Here is a 16,970-nt window from a genome sequence, read left to right as displayed (position 1 = left end):
CAGCTACAACAGAAAGCGGGGCTGTCATGACAGCCCCGCGTCGTTTCCGATTTCCACTGACGAGATTGAGTCATGGCCCTCGACATTCACGCTCACCGCATCCTGATCCTCGATTTCGGTTCCCAGTACACCCAGCTGATCGCCCGCCGCGTGCGCGAAATCGGCGTGTACTGCGAGCTGCATCCGTTCGACATGGCCGATGAAGCGATCCGCGAATTCAACCCGCGCGGCATCATCCTCGCCGGCGGCCCCGAGTCGGTCCACGAAGCCAACAGCCCCCGCGCTCCACAAGCGGTATTCGACCTGAAGGTCCCGGTGCTGGGTATCTGCTATGGCATGCAAACCATGGCCGAGCAGATGGGCGGCAAGGTCGAAGGTTCCGACCTGCGTGAGTTCGGCTATGCCCGCGTTGATGTAGTAGGCAAGAGCCGCCTGCTCGATGGCATCGAAGACCACGTCGATGACGACGGTGTACTGGGCCTGGACGTGTGGATGAGCCACGGCGACAAGGTTACCCAGATGCCGGGCAACTTCCACGTGCTGGCCAGCACCCCGAGCTGCCCGATCGCCGGCATGTACGACGATGCCCTGGGCTACTACGGCGTGCAGTTCCACCCGGAAGTGACCCACACCAAGCAAGGCGGTCGCATCCTGTCCCGTTTCGTTCAGGACATCTGCGGCTGTGAAGCCCTGTGGACCCCGTCCAACATCGTCGAAGACGCCATTGCCCAGGTTCGCGAGCAAGTCGGTTCGGCCAACGTCCTGCTGGGTCTGTCCGGCGGCGTCGATTCCTCCGTGGTCGCCGCGCTGCTGCACCGCGCCATCGGCGACCAGCTGACCTGCGTGTTCGTCGACAACGGTCTGTTGCGCTTGCACGAAGGCGACCAGGTCATGGCCATGTTCAAGGAAAACATGGGCGTCAAGGTCATCCGCGCCGACGCTGAAAAACAGTTCCTCGACAATCTGGCCGGCGAAGCCGACCCAGAGAAGAAGCGCAAGATCATCGGCCGCACCTTCATCGACGTGTTCGATGCCGAAGCCAGCAAGCTGGAGAACATTCAGTTCCTCGCCCAAGGCACCATCTACCCGGACGTGATCGAGTCGGCTGGCGCCAAGAGCGGCAAGGCTCACGTGATCAAGTCGCACCACAACGTCGGTGGCCTGCCGGAGGAAATGAACCTCAAGCTGGTCGAGCCACTGCGTGAACTGTTCAAGGACGAAGTGCGCAAGATCGGCCTGGAGCTGGGCCTGCCGTACGACATGGTCTACCGCCACCCGTTCCCGGGCCCAGGCCTGGGCGTGCGTATCCTGGGTGAAGTGAAGAAGGAATACGCCGACCTGCTGCGTCGCGCCGACCACATCTTCATCGAAGAACTGCGCAAGGCAGACTGGTACCACAAGACTAGCCAGGCGTTCGTGGTGTTCCAGCCGGTCAAGTCGGTGGGTGTCGTTGGCGACGGTCGTCGCTACGCCTGGGTCGTGGCCCTGCGTGCCGTCGAGACCGTGGACTTCATGACCGCTCGTTGGGCGCACCTGCCATACGAGCTGCTGGAGACCGTCAGCGGCCGTATCATCAACGAAATCGACGGTATCTCGCGCGTTACCTACGACGTGTCGAGCAAGCCGCCAGCCACCATCGAGTGGGAATGAGTTGAGCCACAGGGGCGCCGCAAGGCGCCCTTGTCGTTAATGCGCCAGGCTCGGCGCGTTGCGCATCAGTGCAACCCGCTTGGTAGTGGTGGCCAAGCGGGTGACTTGGAGGTGAAAGTCCTCTGCACACCCGGCGACGGCACGTGTTAGCCAGGGGCAAGGGTGTCGCGACTGCGGATCTGAAGGAAGCCCGAGGCAAGGTGCTGGCCTGGCGAACAGCAAGCCGATAGAGGCGGCACGGCGGGGTAAGGTTGCATTGACCACCAAAGCCCGATACTTGCACGCAATGCTGTACGGTAGTGTGAGAGGACAGCGGGTGCAAACCCGCCTCCAACTCGATTCCACCGCCCGAAGAGGCTCGGAACCAGCGATACAATCCTTCACTTAATATTTCCCATTTGCAGGTGTATCGTATTCGCCCTTCATCGCCAGCGGCTGCTGGCAGACTGATTGCGCCGAACACGAGGTACCCGCACCGATGTCCTTCACCCGTCGACAAATGCTCAAAGGCCTGACAGGCCTGGTTGTGGTAGGCCTGGGCGCCGGAGGGGCGGCGCGGTACTGGCTGGGCAAGGTCGAAGACGAGAACGCCGGGCACGACTACGAGTTGATCGCCGCCCCCTTGGATGTGGAGCTGGTGCCTGGCTTCAAGACCGAGGCCTGGGCTTTCGGTCCATCGGCCCCAGGCACCGAATTGCGGGTGCGACAGGGCACCTGGCTGCGGGTGCGCTTCATCAACCACTTGCCGGTGGAAACCACCATCCACTGGCATGGTATCCGTCTGCCGCTGGAAATGGACGGTGTGCCATACGTCTCACAGTTGCCGGTAAAACCAGGCGAGTATTTCGACTATAAATTCCGTGTGCCGGACGCCGGCAGCTACTGGTATCACCCCCATGTCAGCAGTTCCGAGGAGCTGGGGCGTGGCCTGGTCGGACCATTGATCGTCGAGGAGCGCGAGCCCACCGGATTCCGCCACGAGCGCACGCTGAGCCTGAAGAACTGGCACGTGGACGAGCAGGGCGCCTGGCTGCCCTTCAGCATTCCACGCGAGGCGGCGCGCAACGGCACGGCTGGGCGGCTGATCACCATCAATGGCCAGCCGGACTCGGTCACCGAACTGCCTGCCGGCCAAGTGGTGCGCGTGCGCCTGCTGAACCTGGACAACACCTGGACCTACCGGCTCAACCTCAAGGGCAACTGCGAGGCGAAGATCTATGCCTTGGACGGTAATCCCGTCACGCCGCGCCCGCTGGAAGACGAATACTGGCTTGGCCCTGGCATGCGTATTTGCCTGGCCATCCGCATTCCAGAGGTGGGAGAGGAGATTTCCCTGCGCGATGGCTTCGTGCGCCTGGGCACCCTGCGCTCCGTGGCCAGCACTGATGCGCCCAGCGATTGGCCGCCGGCTTTGCCGGCCAACCCGATCGCCGAACCGGACCTGGAGAATGCCCAGAAGCTGAACTTCAATTTCGAATGGGTTGGTAAAGTGTCGGTCAACACCGAGAACGGCAAGCCGCCTAGCCTGTGGCAGATCAACGGCCAGGCCTGGGACATTACCGACAAGACCTGCGCCGACCGCCCCATCGCTACGCTGCAGAAGGGCAAGAGCTACATCTTCGAGTTGAAGAACATGACCCAGTACCAGCACCCGATTCACCTGCACGGCATGAGTTTCAAGGTAATCGCTTCCAACCGCCGCGACATCGTCGAGCCTTGGTTCACCGACACCTACCTGCTGGGCAAGAACGAGCGGGCACAAGTCGCGCTGGTGGCCGATAACCCAGGCACATGGATGTTCCATTGCCATGTCATCGACCACATGGAAACCGGCCTGATGGCCGCGATTGCGGTGGTCTGATGCGTGCGCAGATCATCGATCGCAGCCGCGATCAGGAATTCATGCGCCTGGCACTGGCCCTGGCTGCCGAGGGCGCGTCGATGGGCGAGGTGCCGGTGGGCGCGGTGCTGGTGCAGCATGGGCAGGTGATCGGCCAGGGCTTCAACCGGCCGATCATCGACAGCGACCCCAGTGCCCACGCCGAAATGGTGGCTATTCGGGCGGCAGCCAAGTCAGCCTGCAATTATCGCCTGCCTGGCAGCACCCTGTACGTGACGCTCGAACCTTGCAGCATGTGCGCGGGGCTGATCGTGCATTCGCGGGTGGCGCGGGTGGTGTATGGCGCGCTGGAGCCCAAGGCGGGTATCGTGCAGAGCCAGGGACAGTTCTTCAGCCAGGGGTTTCTCAACCACCGGGTGATGTTCGAAGGCGGGGTGCTGGCCGAAGAGTGTGGGCAGCTCCTGAGTGAGTTTTTCAAGGCTCGCCGGGCCAAGGCCTAGGCCCTGTACGAAAAGCCTTGATACGCGGTGATGCTGCGTTGAAAACAGCCTCGGTAGGCTCATTCACAACCCGTAAACGCCGCTTCCTCGGCTGTTTTCGCCTTGCCTGAGCTTCATCCCAAGACTTTTCACTCAGCCTAGCGCTGCCCAGGGGCTGTGCACAGCCTGTAGGAGCCGGTTTGCCGGCGGTCAGGCCGTGAAGGTTCACATCGGCGGCGATTGATCCGCTGGTTTGTCCTTGTTGACCCCGGGCACATGCAGGCTGCCCTCGGCCACCTGGCCCTCGAGCTGCGGCTGGGTCACCCAGGTGAGGATGTCGTAGTAACGACGAATGTTGGCCACGAAATGCACCGGTTCGCCACCGCGGGCATAGCCGTACTTGGTCTGCCGGTACCACTGCTTCTGCGACAGGCGCGGCAGCATTTTCTTCACGTCCAACCACTTGTTCGGGTTCAGCTTCTCGCGCTTGGCCAGGGTGCGGGCATCTTCCAGATGGCCAGTGCCGACGTTGTATGCGGCCAGGGCGAACCAAGTGCGGTCCGGCTCCTGAATACTGTCATCGAGCTCTGCCTTGATTTTCATGAAGTACTTGGCACCGCCCTGGATGCTTTGCTTCGGATCCAGCCGGTTGGATACGCCCATGGCCTGGGCGGTGCGCTGGGTCAGCATCATCAGGCCGCGTACGCCGGTCTTGGAGGTGACTTCCGGCTGCCACATCGATTCCTGGTAGCCAATGGCGGCCAGGAGGCGCCAATCGACCTTCTCGACCTTGGCGTAGCTTTTGAAATGTTTCTCGTACTTGGGCAGGCGTTGTTGCAGATGCTGGGCGAAGGTGTATGCACCGACATAGCCCAGTACGTCGACATGGCCGTAGTAGCGATCTTTCAGGCGCTGCAAGGTGCCATTCTTCTGCGCCTTGTCGAGGAACTCGTTGACCTCGTTGAGCAGGCTGTTGTCGTCACCCGGAGCCACCGCCCAGCGCTGGTCGCGGGTATCGCCCAGGTCGAAGGCCACCCGCACGTTGGGGAAATAGACCTGGTTCATGGCCAGCTCATTGGAATCGACCAGGGTCAGGTCGATCTGGCCTTCATCCACCATGCGCAGCAGGTCGACCACCTCGACGGCGTCCGATTCTTCATATTGCAGGGACGGGTACTGTTTTTTTAGCGCGGCCAGCTGGTCGGCGTGGCTGCTGCCCTTGAGCACCATGATTTTCTTGCCGACCAGCCCCTTGGGGTCGGTGGGGCGTGGGCGGCCGTTGCGGTAGATGACCTGTGGGGTCACTTCCAGATAGGGGTGGGAGAACCGGGCCTGGGTCTGGCGCCGTTCACTGCTGACAAGGCCCGCCGCTGCGAGCACCGGACCGGAGGGTTTGTTCAATTGGTCGAACAGTTCGTCGAGGTTGTCGGCGGTCTCGATCTCCAGCTTCACGCCGAGATCATCGGCGAAATGCTTGACCAGCTCGTATTCGAAGCCGGTTTCGCCGTTACGATCCTGGAAGTAGGTGGCCGGGCTGTTGCGGGTAATCACGCGCAGCACACCATCCTCCTTCACGCGCTCCAGGGTGCTGGGTTTTTCAACACAGGCACCGAGCATCAGAAAGAGTCCGGTTGCGATGAGCCATCTGGCGCAGCGCTGGCGCAAAGCAGTGTGGGCGAACATAGGTTGCAGTATACGCAAAGGACCGGCCCCGCCATATCTCGACAACGGTTAGCTTGTCTGGTAGCGGGTTATGTGCTGTGCCTGTGCCTAAGGTGGCCGGCTTTAGGGGGAGTGGGGATGGGAGATCGAGCGCCGCCTGCACGGCGCATCGCGAGCAAGGCTCGCTCCTACGCTTGTTTCGAGCCAGTAATGCCAGTGACGAACGCGCGCGAATCCCACAGGCATAACTGTAGGAGCGAGCCTTGCTCGCGATGCGCCGTGCAGGCGGCGCTCGATCCCCAGTCCCTGCGCCTCTCAATCCAATCACCCTAAATTTCTGACCCGAAAGTCCGGTTCCACCGCCCGGCAGCCGTGGCGTAGAGCGGGTGCCGAAAGTTATCGAATTAGGCTAGAATGCACGGCCTCTAAGCACACCCCTTCCTGAGGCTGTCCCGACGATGTTGATCCTGCGCGGCGCTCCTGCCCTTTCTGCCTTTCGCCACGGTAAATTACTCGAGCAACTGAGCCAGAAAGTCCCCGCTGTTACTGGTTTGTATGCCGAATTCGCCCATTTCGCCGACGTCGACGGCGAGCTGACCGCCGACCAGCAGCAGGTGCTGGGCCGTCTGCTCAAGTACGGCCCGAGCGTCCCGGTACAGGAGCCAAGCGGCCGCCTGTTCCTGGTCGTCCCGCGTCTGGGCACCATTTCGCCCTGGGCCAGCAAGGCCAGTGACATCGCCCATAACTGCGGCCTGCAGTCGATCCAGCGCCTGGAGCGTGGCATCGCCTACTACGTCGCGGGCAACCTGAGCGACGCCGACGCCGAAGTCATCGCCGCCGAGCTGCACGACCGCATGACCCAGCGCGTCCTGGGTCAGCTGGAACAGGCAGCCGACCTGTTCAGTCACGCCCAGCCCAAGCCAATGACCTCGGTCGACATCCTGGCTGGCGGCCGCGCGGCCCTGGCCCAGGCCAACGTCGACCTGGGCCTGGCCCTGGCCGAAGACGAAATCGACTACCTGGTCAACGCCTTCCAGGGCCTCAAGCGCAACCCGAACGACATCGAACTGATGATGTTCGCCCAGGCCAACTCCGAGCACTGCCGCCACAAGATCTTCAACGCCAGTTGGGACATCGACGGCCAGGCTCAGGAAAAGAGCCTGTTCGGCATGATCAAGAACACCTACCAGATGCACAGCGAAGGCGTGCTGTCCGCGTACAAGGACAACGCCTCGGTAATCGTCGGTAACGTCGCCGGTCGCTTCTTCCCGAACCCTGAGACCCGCCAGTACGGTGCGGTACAGGAGCCGGTGCACATCCTGATGAAGGTCGAGACCCACAACCACCCGACCGCCATCGCCCCGTTCTCCGGCGCCTCCACCGGCTCCGGTGGCGAAATCCGCGACGAAGGTGCTACCGGTCGCGGCGCCAAACCCAAGGCTGGCCTGACCGGCTTCACCGTTTCCAACCTGCGCATCCCGGGCTTCGAACAGCCATGGGAAAAGCCATACGGCAAGCCAGGCCGCATCGTCGACGCCCTCGACATCATGGTCGAAGGCCCGCTGGGCGGCGCTGCGTTCAACAACGAATTCGGTCGCCCGGCCCTGACTGGCTATTTCCGTACCTTCGAGCAGGCCATCAACACCCCGCGTGGTGAAGAAGTCCGCGGCTACCACAAGCCGATCATGCTCGCAGGCGGCATGGGCAACATCCGTGAAGACCACGTGCAGAAGGGCGAGATCACCGTCGGTGCCAAGCTGATCGTGCTCGGTGGCCCGGCCATGCTGATCGGCCTGGGCGGCGGCGCCGCCTCGTCGGTCGCTACCGGTGCCAGCTCCGCCGACCTGGACTTCGCCTCGGTACAGCGCGAAAACCCGGAAATGGAGCGCCGTTGCCAGGAGGTCATCGACCGCTGCTGGCAGCTGGGCGACAAGAACCCCATCGCCTTCATCCACGACGTGGGTGCAGGTGGTATCTCCAACGCCTTCCCCGAACTGGTCAACGACGGTGGCCGCGGTGGTCGCTTCGAGCTGCGCAACGTGCCCAACGACGAGCCGGGCATGGCCCCGCACGAAATCTGGAGCAACGAGTCGCAGGAACGCTACGTGCTGGCTGTCAGCGCCGAAGACTTCGAGCGCTTCCAAGCCATCTGCGAACGCGAGCGCTGCCCGTTCGCGGTAGTGGGTGAAGCCACCGAAGAGCAGCACCTGACCGTCACCGACAGCCATTTCGGCAACACGCCGGTGGACATGCCGCTGGACGTGCTGTTGGGCAAGCCGCCGCGCATGCACCGTTCGGTCACCCGCGAAGCCGAGCTGGGCGATGATTTCGACCCGAGCGAGCTGGACCTGGACCAGGCCGTCGAACGTGTCCTGCATCACCCGGCGGTTGCCAGCAAGAGCTTCCTGATCACCATTGGCGACCGCACCATCACCGGCCTGGTGGCACGCGACCAGATGGTCGGCCCGTGGCAGGTGCCAGTGGCCGACTGCGCCGTCACCGCCACCAGCTTCGATGTCTACACCGGTGAGGCCATGGCCATGGGCGAGCGTACCCCGCTGGCTCTGCTGGACGCCCCAGCCTCCGGCCGCATGGCGATCGGCGAGACCCTGACCAACCTGGCAGCGGCGCCAATCGCCAAGCTTTCCGACATCAAGCTGTCGGCCAACTGGATGTCCGCCGCTGGTCACCCGGGTGAAGACGCTCGCCTGTACGACACCGTCAAGGCTGTCGGCATGGAGCTCTGCCCGGAGCTGGGCCTGACCATTCCGGTCGGCAAGGACTCCATGTCGATGAAGACCAAGTGGAGCGATGACGGCGTCGAGAAGAGCGTCACCGCGCCGATGTCGCTGATCGTCAGCGGCTTCGCCCCGGTTACCGACGTGCGCAAGACCCTGACCCCGCAACTGCGCATGGACAAGGGCGAGACCGACCTGATCCTGGTCGACCTGGGCCGCGGCAAGAACCGCATGGGCGCCTCGATCCTGGCCCAGACCTACGGCCAGATCGGTGCCCAGGCACCGGACGTCGACGACGCCGAAGACCTCAAGGCCTTCTTCGCCGTGATCCAGGGCCTGAACGCCGATGGTCACCTGCTGGCTTACCACGACCGTTCCGACGGCGGCCTGCTGACCACCGTGCTGGAAATGGCCTTTGCCGGCCACTGCGGTCTCGACCTGCAGCTCGACACGCTGACCGACAACCGCAAGGACGTACCGGCCATCCTCTTCAACGAAGAGTTGGGCGCGGTGATCCAGGTTCGCCAGGATGCCACTCCGGACGTGCTGGCCCAATTCAGCGCCGCCGGCCTGGGCGAAGGCTGTGTGTCGGTGATCGGCAAGCCGGTCAACAACGGTGACGTCTCCATCAGCCTCAATGGCGAAGTGCTGTTCGACGACGAGCGCCGCATGCTGCAGCGCCAGTGGGCCGAGACCAGTTACCAGATCCAGCGCCTGCGCGACAATGCCGACGGTGCCGATCAGGAATTCGACCTGCTGCTCGAAGAAGACAACCCAGGCCTGTCGGCCAAGCTGGGCTATGACGTCAATGACGACATCGCCGCGCCGTACATCAAGAAAGGCGTACGTCCACAAGTGGCGATCCTGCGTGAGCAGGGCGTCAACGGCCAGGTCGAGATGGCTGCCGCGTTCGATCGCGCAGGCTTTGCCGCCATCGACGTGCACATGAGCGACATCCTCGCCGGCCGTGTCGATTTCGCCGATTTCAAAGGCCTGGTGGCCTGTGGTGGCTTCTCCTACGGTGACGTGTTGGGTGCCGGTGAGGGCTGGGCCAAATCGGCGCTGTTCAACGCCCGTGCCCGCGACGCCTTCCAGGCCTTCTTCGAGCGTACCGACAGCTTCGCCCTGGGCGTGTGCAACGGTTGCCAGATGATGTCCAATCTGCACGAGCTGATTCCGGGCACCGAATACTGGCCGCACTTCGTGCGCAACCGCTCGGAGCAGTTCGAGGCGCGCGTGGCCATGGTCGAGGTGCAGAAGTCCAACTCGATCTTCCTGCAGGGCATGGCCGGTTCGCGCATGCCAATCGCCATCGCCCACGGTGAAGGCCATGCCGAGTTCGCCAGCGAAGAGGCACTGCTCGAAGCCGATGTGTCCGGTTGCGTGGCACTGCGCTACGTCGACAACCATGGCAAGGTCACCGAAGCCTATCCGGCCAACCCGAACGGCTCGCCGCGTGGTATCACCGGCCTCACCAGCCGCGATGGCCGTGTGACCATCATGATGCCGCACCCGGAGCGCGTGTTCCGTGCTGTGCAGAACTCCTGGCGCCCGGATGAGTGGCAGGAAGACGCACCCCTGATGCGCATGTTCCGCAATGCGCGCGTTTGGGTGAACTAAGGGTGTACAAGCTCGCCTTCTTCGTCCCCGCCAGCCACCTCGAAGTGGTCAAGGCCGCCGTGTTCGCCGAGGGTGGCGGACGCATTGGCGACTACGACCACTGCGCCTGGCAAACACTTGGCCAGGGCCAGTTCCGCCCATTGGACGGTAGCCAGCCGTTCCTGGGGCAAACCGGCCAGGTCGAAGTGGTGGAGGAGTGGAAGGTGGAGCTGGTCGTGGACGACGACCTGATCGCTCAGGTCGTCGCCGCGCTCAAGCAGAGTCACCCTTACGAGACGCCAGCCTACGAGGTCTGGCGGCTCGAACAGTTTTGAGCGCTTAACCGAACGGGAAAGCGCTGCTGATAATTTCCGAGACGGTGTTGGGTGCGTTGCGGTACTGCTCTCCCAGCACTCTCACCCTGTCCTTTTCCTCTCTCTCGAGTTGCGCCTGCAGTTGCACCAGGTCTTCCAGGCGGCTGCCCGCTTGAATCTTGTTCCGCGATCCATCCGGGTCTTTCGCCTCCCATGCCGCCACGATGTCCTCATGCCAATTGTCGGCATCAGGGTGCAGAATGAAATTCATGGCCACGCTAGCCGGGTCTCGCTCGGTGTTGCCCTGCCAGAATTCATACATCGAGCGGCCCACCTGCTCTACCGCGTAAGTGGCCAGATAGGCTGCCAGTTCATGAAACGGGTGGGTGTCGTGATCCTTGGCCAGTTGTGAATGTGTCGGGTGCAAGCCAGGCTTCTCATTGGGGTTATGCCCGGACAACGTCTGGTATTCGTCGACGCTGTCCGCAACCCAGTTCAGCATGCCCTGCATCGTGGAGTTGATTGCATTTTGCAGCAGCGTCAGCGGCAGTTGGGTGATCCACCGTCCGGCTTCGAATAAGCCGAACAAGGGCGCCGCCGCTGCCTTGTCGCGCAATTCCAGGTAGGTTTTCAGCCAGGAGAGCGGCACATCGGTAGGATGTTCGGCCAGCAGGATCAGCAGGGCCTGCTCTGCGTCACTGCGGTCCCCCGGTTTGGTGCGTTTGAAATCGAGCGCTTTCGTCTCGAAAAAGATCTGGCCCAGCGGCTCGGCGATGCTGGCGATCACGTCCAGACCACCAAACATGCCCGTGACGATCGGCAAGCCATGCTTGCAGTCTGTTTCCGTGGTCCAGGGCAGAACCTCATGGCCCTTTTTGCGCAGGCACAGTTCGACGAAGTTGGAGTGAGAGAAATAGTCTTCGAGCACATGCAGCGCTTCGCCGAAATAGCGTCGGCCCTCGATCGTGTTACCCGCGTTCATGGCGTCGATCAGCTTGTTGTACATGTAGCGGGCGGCATGGTCGACGTAGTTCGAAATGGAGCGCGCCGGATGGACCCGCAGCAGTGGGTCGTCAGCCTTTACCAACGGCTCGAAGTCCGGATCAATGGCCTGAGGGTCGATGCTGTCGCTGGCCGGGTTCAGCGGATTGTCGATATGCTCGGAAGGCCGGTATACCCCAAGCTTTTCCTCATCCACGGTGTAGGCGCGGCGGCCGGCTGGGGTGTCCTGCAGGTCGTGAAATTCCTTGAGTGCCAACAAGTCGACCAGCTTGGTCAGCGCGGCTCGCGACAATGTTGACGGAAAGTTCTTCGGTTCGTCCGGTTTACGCACGATTTTGGGGTCCAGCAACTGTGAGTGATCGCGCAACCAGTTGCCGAAGTAGATGCTCCGACGTTCTTCGTCAGTGAACCCCACGGATGCCAAGCCCCTTTCCAAGGCCTCGTGACCGAAAGAGCCAGCCTTGTCGTGGCCGTTACCTGCGACGAACGCTGCGGTTTGAGGGAGCGGCTCCTGGGTAGGCATCGTCAGGCGCAAGTCTTCACCCGCGTAGTTGGCGTACACGGTGTGGTCGGTTGCGCTGGCACCGTAGAAGAACATCATGGCGGCGTAATCGGTGCCGACGTCGTGCGCTGTCTCGGCCTGGGACTCAGGTGAGCGTTCCTGTGCACGTTCGTCGATGTCTCGGCGTATCACGCTGCGCAGGTATTCGCCGAACGCCCTGGTCATGGCGTTGAACAGATTGACACTCATGAAGGCTTCGTCGCGTGCCTGCGCGATCGCGGAAATCGCTACGACAATCGTACGGCTGGCGCCGTCATAGCGGGCAAGGGTGCTTTCCTGGGCATCGATCCGATAGCTCGGGTTGGCGATGTTGCCCTCATGCAAGGCTGCCCGCAGTTTCAAATAGGTAGCGACTGGCAGGTCGGTACCAAACACTGACATCAGCAGCGTGACGAAGAGCGCTTTGTCGGTGTGCCGGGCCAAGGCATCGAGTCGGCCCAGCTCATAGGTGCTTTCCAGGGTTGGGCTGTTGACGTTGGTTTCAATGGGCATGGGCGTCTTTCCGTACAGAATGGAACGCCCAGTCTGGTGGCCTGGATTACCCGGATGAACCGAGCAGCCTTACCTGAGGGAGAGGTTTTCCTCACCGGTCGCATCGGCCTGCATTCCAGGGGGCGGGTGCGCGCCGACCAGCGTGCTCGCCACCAGCCCCAGCTCGAACAGCACCCACATCGGTACCGCCAACATCGTCTGCGAAAACACGTCAGGCGGCGTCAGAATCATCCCCACCACAAAACAGCCGACGATCACGTAGGGTCGGCTGCGCCGTAACCTGGCCACATCGGCCAGCCCCGTCCAGATCACGATGAACGTCGCCACCGGAATCTCGAACGCCAAACCGAACGCCAGGAACAACGCCATGATGAAGTCCAGGTACTGACTGATGTCGGTCATCATCGCCACGCCTTCAGGTGTCACGCTGGCAAAAAAGCCGAACATCATCGGAAACACCAAGAAGAACGCGAACGCCATGCCGGCATAGAACAGCACGATGCTCGACACCAGCAGCGGCAGGGCAATTCGCCGTTCGCGGCGGTACAGGCCAGGGGCCAAAAAGCCCCAGGCCTGGTGCAGCAGCAGCGGCATGGCGACGAACAGCGCGCACAGGGCCGTCAGCTTGAACGGCGTCAGGAACGGTGAGGTCACGCTGGTGGCGATCATGCTCGCGCCTTCGGGTAGAAAGCGCCGCAGCGGCTCGGAGATCAGCGTGTAGAGAGTTTGGGCGAAGGGAAACAGGCCGGCGAATACCACGGCGATCACCAGCAGGCAGCGCACCAGGCGCTTGCGCAGTTCGCGCAGATGTTCGGTCAGCGGCATCCCCGTTGCCGGGTCCATGGCAACGCTCATGAAGCATTCTCCTTCGGTAGGCTGGCGGTATCTGCATCGTTGGCCGGCGCCGTGTTGAGGCTGATGCCTCGGCGTATATCCTGCTCAAGACGTTGCAACGGTGCGCTGTCCAGGTTCGGCAAGTCGATCTCGCGCTCCATCTGCGTGCGCAGTGCGTTCATGGCCCGGCGTGCCTGGCCGAGGCCACGCCCCAGGGTACGTGCCGCCACCGGCAAACGTTCCGGGCCCAGTACCAGCAAGGCGATGACACCTACCAGCAGCAGTTCGCTGAAACCAACCTCGAACATCAGGCCTGTCGATCCGACTGTGCTTGCTGAGTCGTCAGCGGCGCGGGCTGTGGCGGCTGCGGGTTGGCGTTGGCATCCCCATCGCCGCCCATGGATTTGCGAAAGCCCTGGATCGCCTCGCCGACGTCGCTGCCCAGGCCTTTGAGGCGTTTGGTGCCGAACAACAGAAACACGATCAGCAGAACGATGACCAGTTGCCAGATTCCAATGCCACCCATGTGCGACCACTCCTGTAAGGTCATGAAAAGGAAAGGTAATCCTGCCCGGTGCAGATGACATGAACATGACCGCCCCTTGATTGCCATCTGACTGCAACACCCTGGGTGTTGACTGGCGCTTTCAGTGACCAGCAAGGCGGTGAGGGATGGGTGGCAGGCGACAGCGGGGGGCAGCGCTGCTGATGGTGATGGTGGTGCTGGCGATGCTCGCTGCAGGCATGGCCTGGATGGTGGAGGATGGCCGACGCCAGGTCGACGAGGTTCGCCTGTTGCATCAGCGTGTGCAGGTGCGAGCCATGGAGCAGGCGGGGTTGGCCTATGCCGAACAGGCATTGCGCGACCCAGCCTGGCGTCAAAGCCCGCTGTTCTGGCAGGCATTGCGCGGACAACCACTGACGTATGATTTCGGCGCCGGCAAGGCGCAACTGCGCGTCAGCGACCAGCACACCTGTTTCAACGTCAACGCGCTGCTTGGGGCAGACGGCGAACGGGCCGAGCGCCAGTTGCGCTTCCTGCTGGGGGACGACATGGCGGCCGAACGCCTGGTCGATGCCTTGGCCGACTGGCTCGACAGCGACAGTGACGCCCGCCTGCAGGGCGCCGAGAGTGCCCAGTACCTGCGCCAGCAACCGCCACGCCTGGCAGCGAACCAACCCATGCTCGACACCAGCGAGTTGAACCTGTTGCTGGAGCCCGATGCTTCACGTCAGGGCCAATTGCCGATGCTCTGCGCCTTGCCACAGACCACGGGCTGGCGCCTCAACGCCAATGCCTTGGGGTTGGAGCATCTGCCGTTGCTCGATGCGCTGTACGAGGGACATTACCCGCGCTCGCTGCTAAGTCGCATCGTCAGTGGCCGACCAACGTCCGGCTATGCGGATGCCGCAGCGTTGCGCCAGGCGCTTGGCGCGGTGGATGACCAGACCTTCGAGACACTCAGTGAAGGCTTGCTGCTCAACAGCGGGCATTTCCTGTTGCAGTTGTCGTTCGAGGAGCAGGGGCGGGTGATGCGCAGCGAGTTTCAGCTGGAGGCGCTGGGAGTGGTGCAGTGGCATGCGCGGGTACCGGCGCAGCAGGTGCGAGTGCGGAGTCGCGCGCCGATGGCCTGGTGAGCCATGGGGCCGGCCTCAGTGCCGACCCCGCCGCCGAGTACGTCAGGCGGTGCCGATTTCCCCGCCATCATCGCGCTGGATCACCACCGTCGAGGCGCGTGGCCGCACCGTGCTGCCTGCTGGCGTGGCATCGGTAGCCCTGTCGGTGTACGGCCAGTTCTCGGGGTGCTGAATGTTCACGAACATTGTCTTGTTGTCCGGAGTGAAGGTGATCCCCGTCACTTCGCAACCATTCGGACCGACGAAGAAGCGGCGCAGGTCCACCTGGTTCTGGGCATTGACTGGGACCTGCTTGCCGCTGGCATCGACCAGGTTGGTGGGGATCACCGCCAGCAATTGGTCGTTGGTGTAGTCGGTCACGGTCGACTCACCATTGTCGGTCTCGAACCACAGCACGCCACGGCTATCGAAACTCATGCCGTCGGGGCTTGCGAACTGGTTGAGTTCGGTCAGGCCCGAGCGGTTGATGTCAGCGGTACCTGCGGCGTTGGCGCCGAACACGAAGATGTCCCAGGTGAAGCTCAAATGATCGTCGCTGTCGTGCCAGCGGATGATATGGCCATGGCGGTTCGGGCCGCGCGGGTTGGCCGCGTCGACCTTGTCGGCGGTGCGCGCGCTGTTGTTGGTCAGGGTCAGGTAGACATCGCCATTGAGCGGGTTGACCGTGGTCCACTCCGGGCGGTCCATCGGCGTGGCGCCCACGGCATCGCCCGCGCCACGGGTGTTGAGGAGGATGCCCGGCAGGTCGCCATACAGCGCCCCCAGGGTGCTGCCGCCCGTGGTGGCGGTGGTGACGTCGAGCAGCAGCCAGACGCCGGTGCCGTCGGCATTGAAGCGCGCCACGTAGAGCTTGCCCTGGTCCATGTACTTGGCACCGGTGGCCAGGCGATTGGCCGGGGTGGCGTCGGCGGCATCCCACACGGCATCGGACACGAACTTGTACACGTATTCGTTGTTGGAGTCGTCACCCATGTACCAGACCAGCGGCTTGCCGGCCACCGGCAGGCCAGGGCAGCACCCTTCATGGCGCAAGCGTCCCAGGGCCGTGCGCTTGGTGGCCTGGGTGGAGCTGTCGTACGGGTCGATCTCGACGATATAGCCGTAGGTGCTGGCTTCGTTGCGGTAGTCGTCGGTGGCGCTGGCGCCTTTGACGGTGACGTCGAAGCGGGCGAACTCATCGTCCACCTCGCTGGCGTCGCCCGCTGCGGTTTCCCATTTGTACTGTCCGTTGGACGTACCCACGCCGATGCGCGCCTGGTCGGCCGGGCGAATGCCCTTGTTGACGAAGATGCCGGGCCAGTTCTCTTCACAGGTGAGGTAGGTGCCCCATGGGGTGTAGCCGTTGCCGCAATTGTTGTTGGTGCCTCGGCACTGGGTGCCGTCCGGCGAGAATTTGGTCTTCACATGGTCGGTGCCGCGCAGGGGGCCAGCGATGTCCATTTGCGAGGCGGTGGTGAAGCGGCGGTTGAGCGGGTCGTTGTCGACCACCTGCCAGCGGCCACTGACTTTCTGCAGGCGCACCACGCCAGCGCCGTGGGCGTTGATCTCCTTGCGCACCTCTTCCACTGGGCGGTTGCCGCTGCCATCGGTGGTCGGGCCGGCGGGGTGCAGGGCGGCGGTGTCGATGTATTCGAAGTTGATCGCCAGCAGGCCATCTTCGGAGCTGCCGTTGATGGGGAAGAAGTGCATGCCGTCATGGTGCATGCCCATGGCGTTGGCCTGGTCGGTCGAGGTGTTGCTGCCGTCGGACTTCCACGGATTGCCATTGCTGTTGAGCGGCGTGCCCCAGGGGGCTAGCACGTAGGCGCTGTAACCGGCGGCGACGACGCAGGCGTCGGTGCGCGAACCTGGAATGGACTGGAAGCCCAGTGCCAGTGCGGGCGGCTGCGGGTCGGTAACCGGAGGCTTGGAGGCTGCATCGTCGTCCGAGCCGCCACCACTGTCGAAGCAGCCCGTCAGGCCGGCCCCGGCGATCATGGCAATGGCCGCGCCGAGGCTGCCGCGCATCACGCTGCGACGGCTCAGGTAAGCATCCATGACGCTGGCCATCGGCAGGTTACCGCTCAGGTTGCGATCCAGGTTATCGCCGCTTTCTCGACTCATCAGGGTGTCCTTAAATTGGCTGAGTTGGAGGAAAGCGCGACTTTAGAGCGCAAGTGT

At 62.9% G+C, this 16,970-nt stretch carries 12 protein-coding genes; 6 read left to right on the top strand and 6 right to left on the bottom strand.

Annotation, left to right across the window (positions count from 1 at the left end; translation table 11 throughout):
* Positions 1-72: 72 nt before the first annotated feature.
* From guaA to tadA, 3 genes are all read left to right on the top strand, one after another.
* On the top strand, positions 73-1,650 hold the full coding sequence (guaA, locus tag VXM67_RS21615) for a glutamine-hydrolyzing GMP synthase (protein ID WP_023382078.1): 1,578 nt from the start codon (positions 73-75) through the stop codon (positions 1,648-1,650).
* A 478-nt stretch (positions 1,651-2,128) separates the two neighbouring features.
* Positions 2,129-3,511: a multicopper oxidase family protein gene (locus VXM67_RS21610; RefSeq protein WP_023382077.1), complete on the top strand. Its 1,383-nt coding sequence runs from the start codon at positions 2,129-2,131 to the stop codon at positions 3,509-3,511.
* Entirely contained in the window at positions 3,511-3,990 is a 480-nt protein-coding gene (gene tadA / locus VXM67_RS21605) for a tRNA adenosine(34) deaminase TadA (protein ID WP_104881326.1), read from the top strand. The genes VXM67_RS21610 and tadA overlap by 1 nt, the downstream gene beginning before the upstream one ends.
* A 204-nt stretch (positions 3,991-4,194) precedes the next feature.
* On the opposite strand, the gene mltF is transcribed toward tadA, so the two are convergent.
* Positions 4,195-5,652 (bottom strand): membrane-bound lytic murein transglycosylase MltF, encoded by a 1,458-nt coding sequence (mltF, locus tag VXM67_RS21600; RefSeq protein WP_023382075.1) that lies wholly within the window; start codon positions 5,650-5,652, stop codon positions 4,195-4,197.
* Positions 5,653-6,089: 437 nt separating this feature from the next.
* On the opposite strand from mltF, the gene purL reads away from it, so the two are divergent.
* Together purL and VXM67_RS21590 are read left to right on the top strand one after the other, a co-directional pair.
* Positions 6,090-9,989: a phosphoribosylformylglycinamidine synthase gene (gene purL, locus VXM67_RS21595; RefSeq protein WP_023382074.1), complete on the top strand. Its 3,900-nt coding sequence runs from the start codon at positions 6,090-6,092 to the stop codon at positions 9,987-9,989.
* A 2-nt stretch (positions 9,990-9,991) separates the two neighbouring features.
* Entirely contained in the window at positions 9,992-10,303 is a 312-nt protein-coding gene (locus VXM67_RS21590; RefSeq protein WP_023382073.1) for a hypothetical protein, read from the top strand.
* A 4-nt stretch (positions 10,304-10,307) separates the two neighbouring features.
* Here VXM67_RS21590 and VXM67_RS21585 read toward each other — a convergent pair whose 3' ends face one another.
* From VXM67_RS21585 to tatA, 4 genes are all read right to left on the bottom strand, one after another.
* Positions 10,308-12,338, bottom strand: coding sequence for an HET-C-related protein (locus VXM67_RS21585; RefSeq protein ID WP_023382072.1), 2,031 nt, complete (start codon positions 12,336-12,338; stop codon positions 10,308-10,310).
* 69 nt (positions 12,339-12,407) lie between these two features.
* Positions 12,408-13,193, bottom strand: coding sequence for a twin-arginine translocase subunit TatC (tatC, locus tag VXM67_RS21580; RefSeq protein ID WP_023382071.1), 786 nt, complete (start codon positions 13,191-13,193; stop codon positions 12,408-12,410).
* Entirely contained in the window at positions 13,190-13,480 is a 291-nt protein-coding gene (gene tatB, locus VXM67_RS21575) for a Sec-independent protein translocase protein TatB (RefSeq protein ID WP_023382070.1), read from the bottom strand. Before tatB ends, tatC begins: the two co-directional genes overlap by 4 nt.
* The gene (gene tatA, locus VXM67_RS21570; RefSeq protein WP_023382069.1) at positions 13,480-13,698 is read right to left on the bottom strand and encodes a twin-arginine translocase TatA/TatE family subunit; all 219 of its coding nucleotides are present in this window, start codon (positions 13,696-13,698) and stop codon (positions 13,480-13,482) included. Before tatA ends, tatB begins: the two co-directional genes overlap by 1 nt.
* A gap of 146 nt (positions 13,699-13,844) precedes the next feature.
* On the opposite strand from tatA, the gene gspK reads away from it, so the two are divergent.
* Entirely contained in the window at positions 13,845-14,810 is a 966-nt protein-coding gene (gene gspK / locus VXM67_RS21565; protein ID WP_023382068.1) for a type II secretion system minor pseudopilin GspK, read from the top strand.
* Between the two features lie 42 nt (positions 14,811-14,852).
* On the opposite strand, the gene VXM67_RS21560 is transcribed toward gspK, so the two are convergent.
* Positions 14,853-16,913 carry a PhoX family phosphatase gene (locus VXM67_RS21560; protein WP_186617643.1) on the bottom strand — a complete coding sequence of 687 codons (2,061 nt, stop codon included), beginning with the start codon at positions 16,911-16,913 and terminating at the stop codon, positions 14,853-14,855.
* Between the last annotated feature and the right edge of the window lie 57 nt (positions 16,914-16,970).

Origin of the sequence: Pseudomonas sp. Rh2 (assembly GCF_040762985.1) — a bacterium.
GTDB lineage: Bacteria > Pseudomonadota > Gammaproteobacteria > Pseudomonadales > Pseudomonadaceae > Aquipseudomonas > Aquipseudomonas taiwanensis.
The sequence above is the reverse complement of the archived record's forward strand: the minus strand, read 5'-3'. Positions and strand labels throughout refer to the sequence as shown.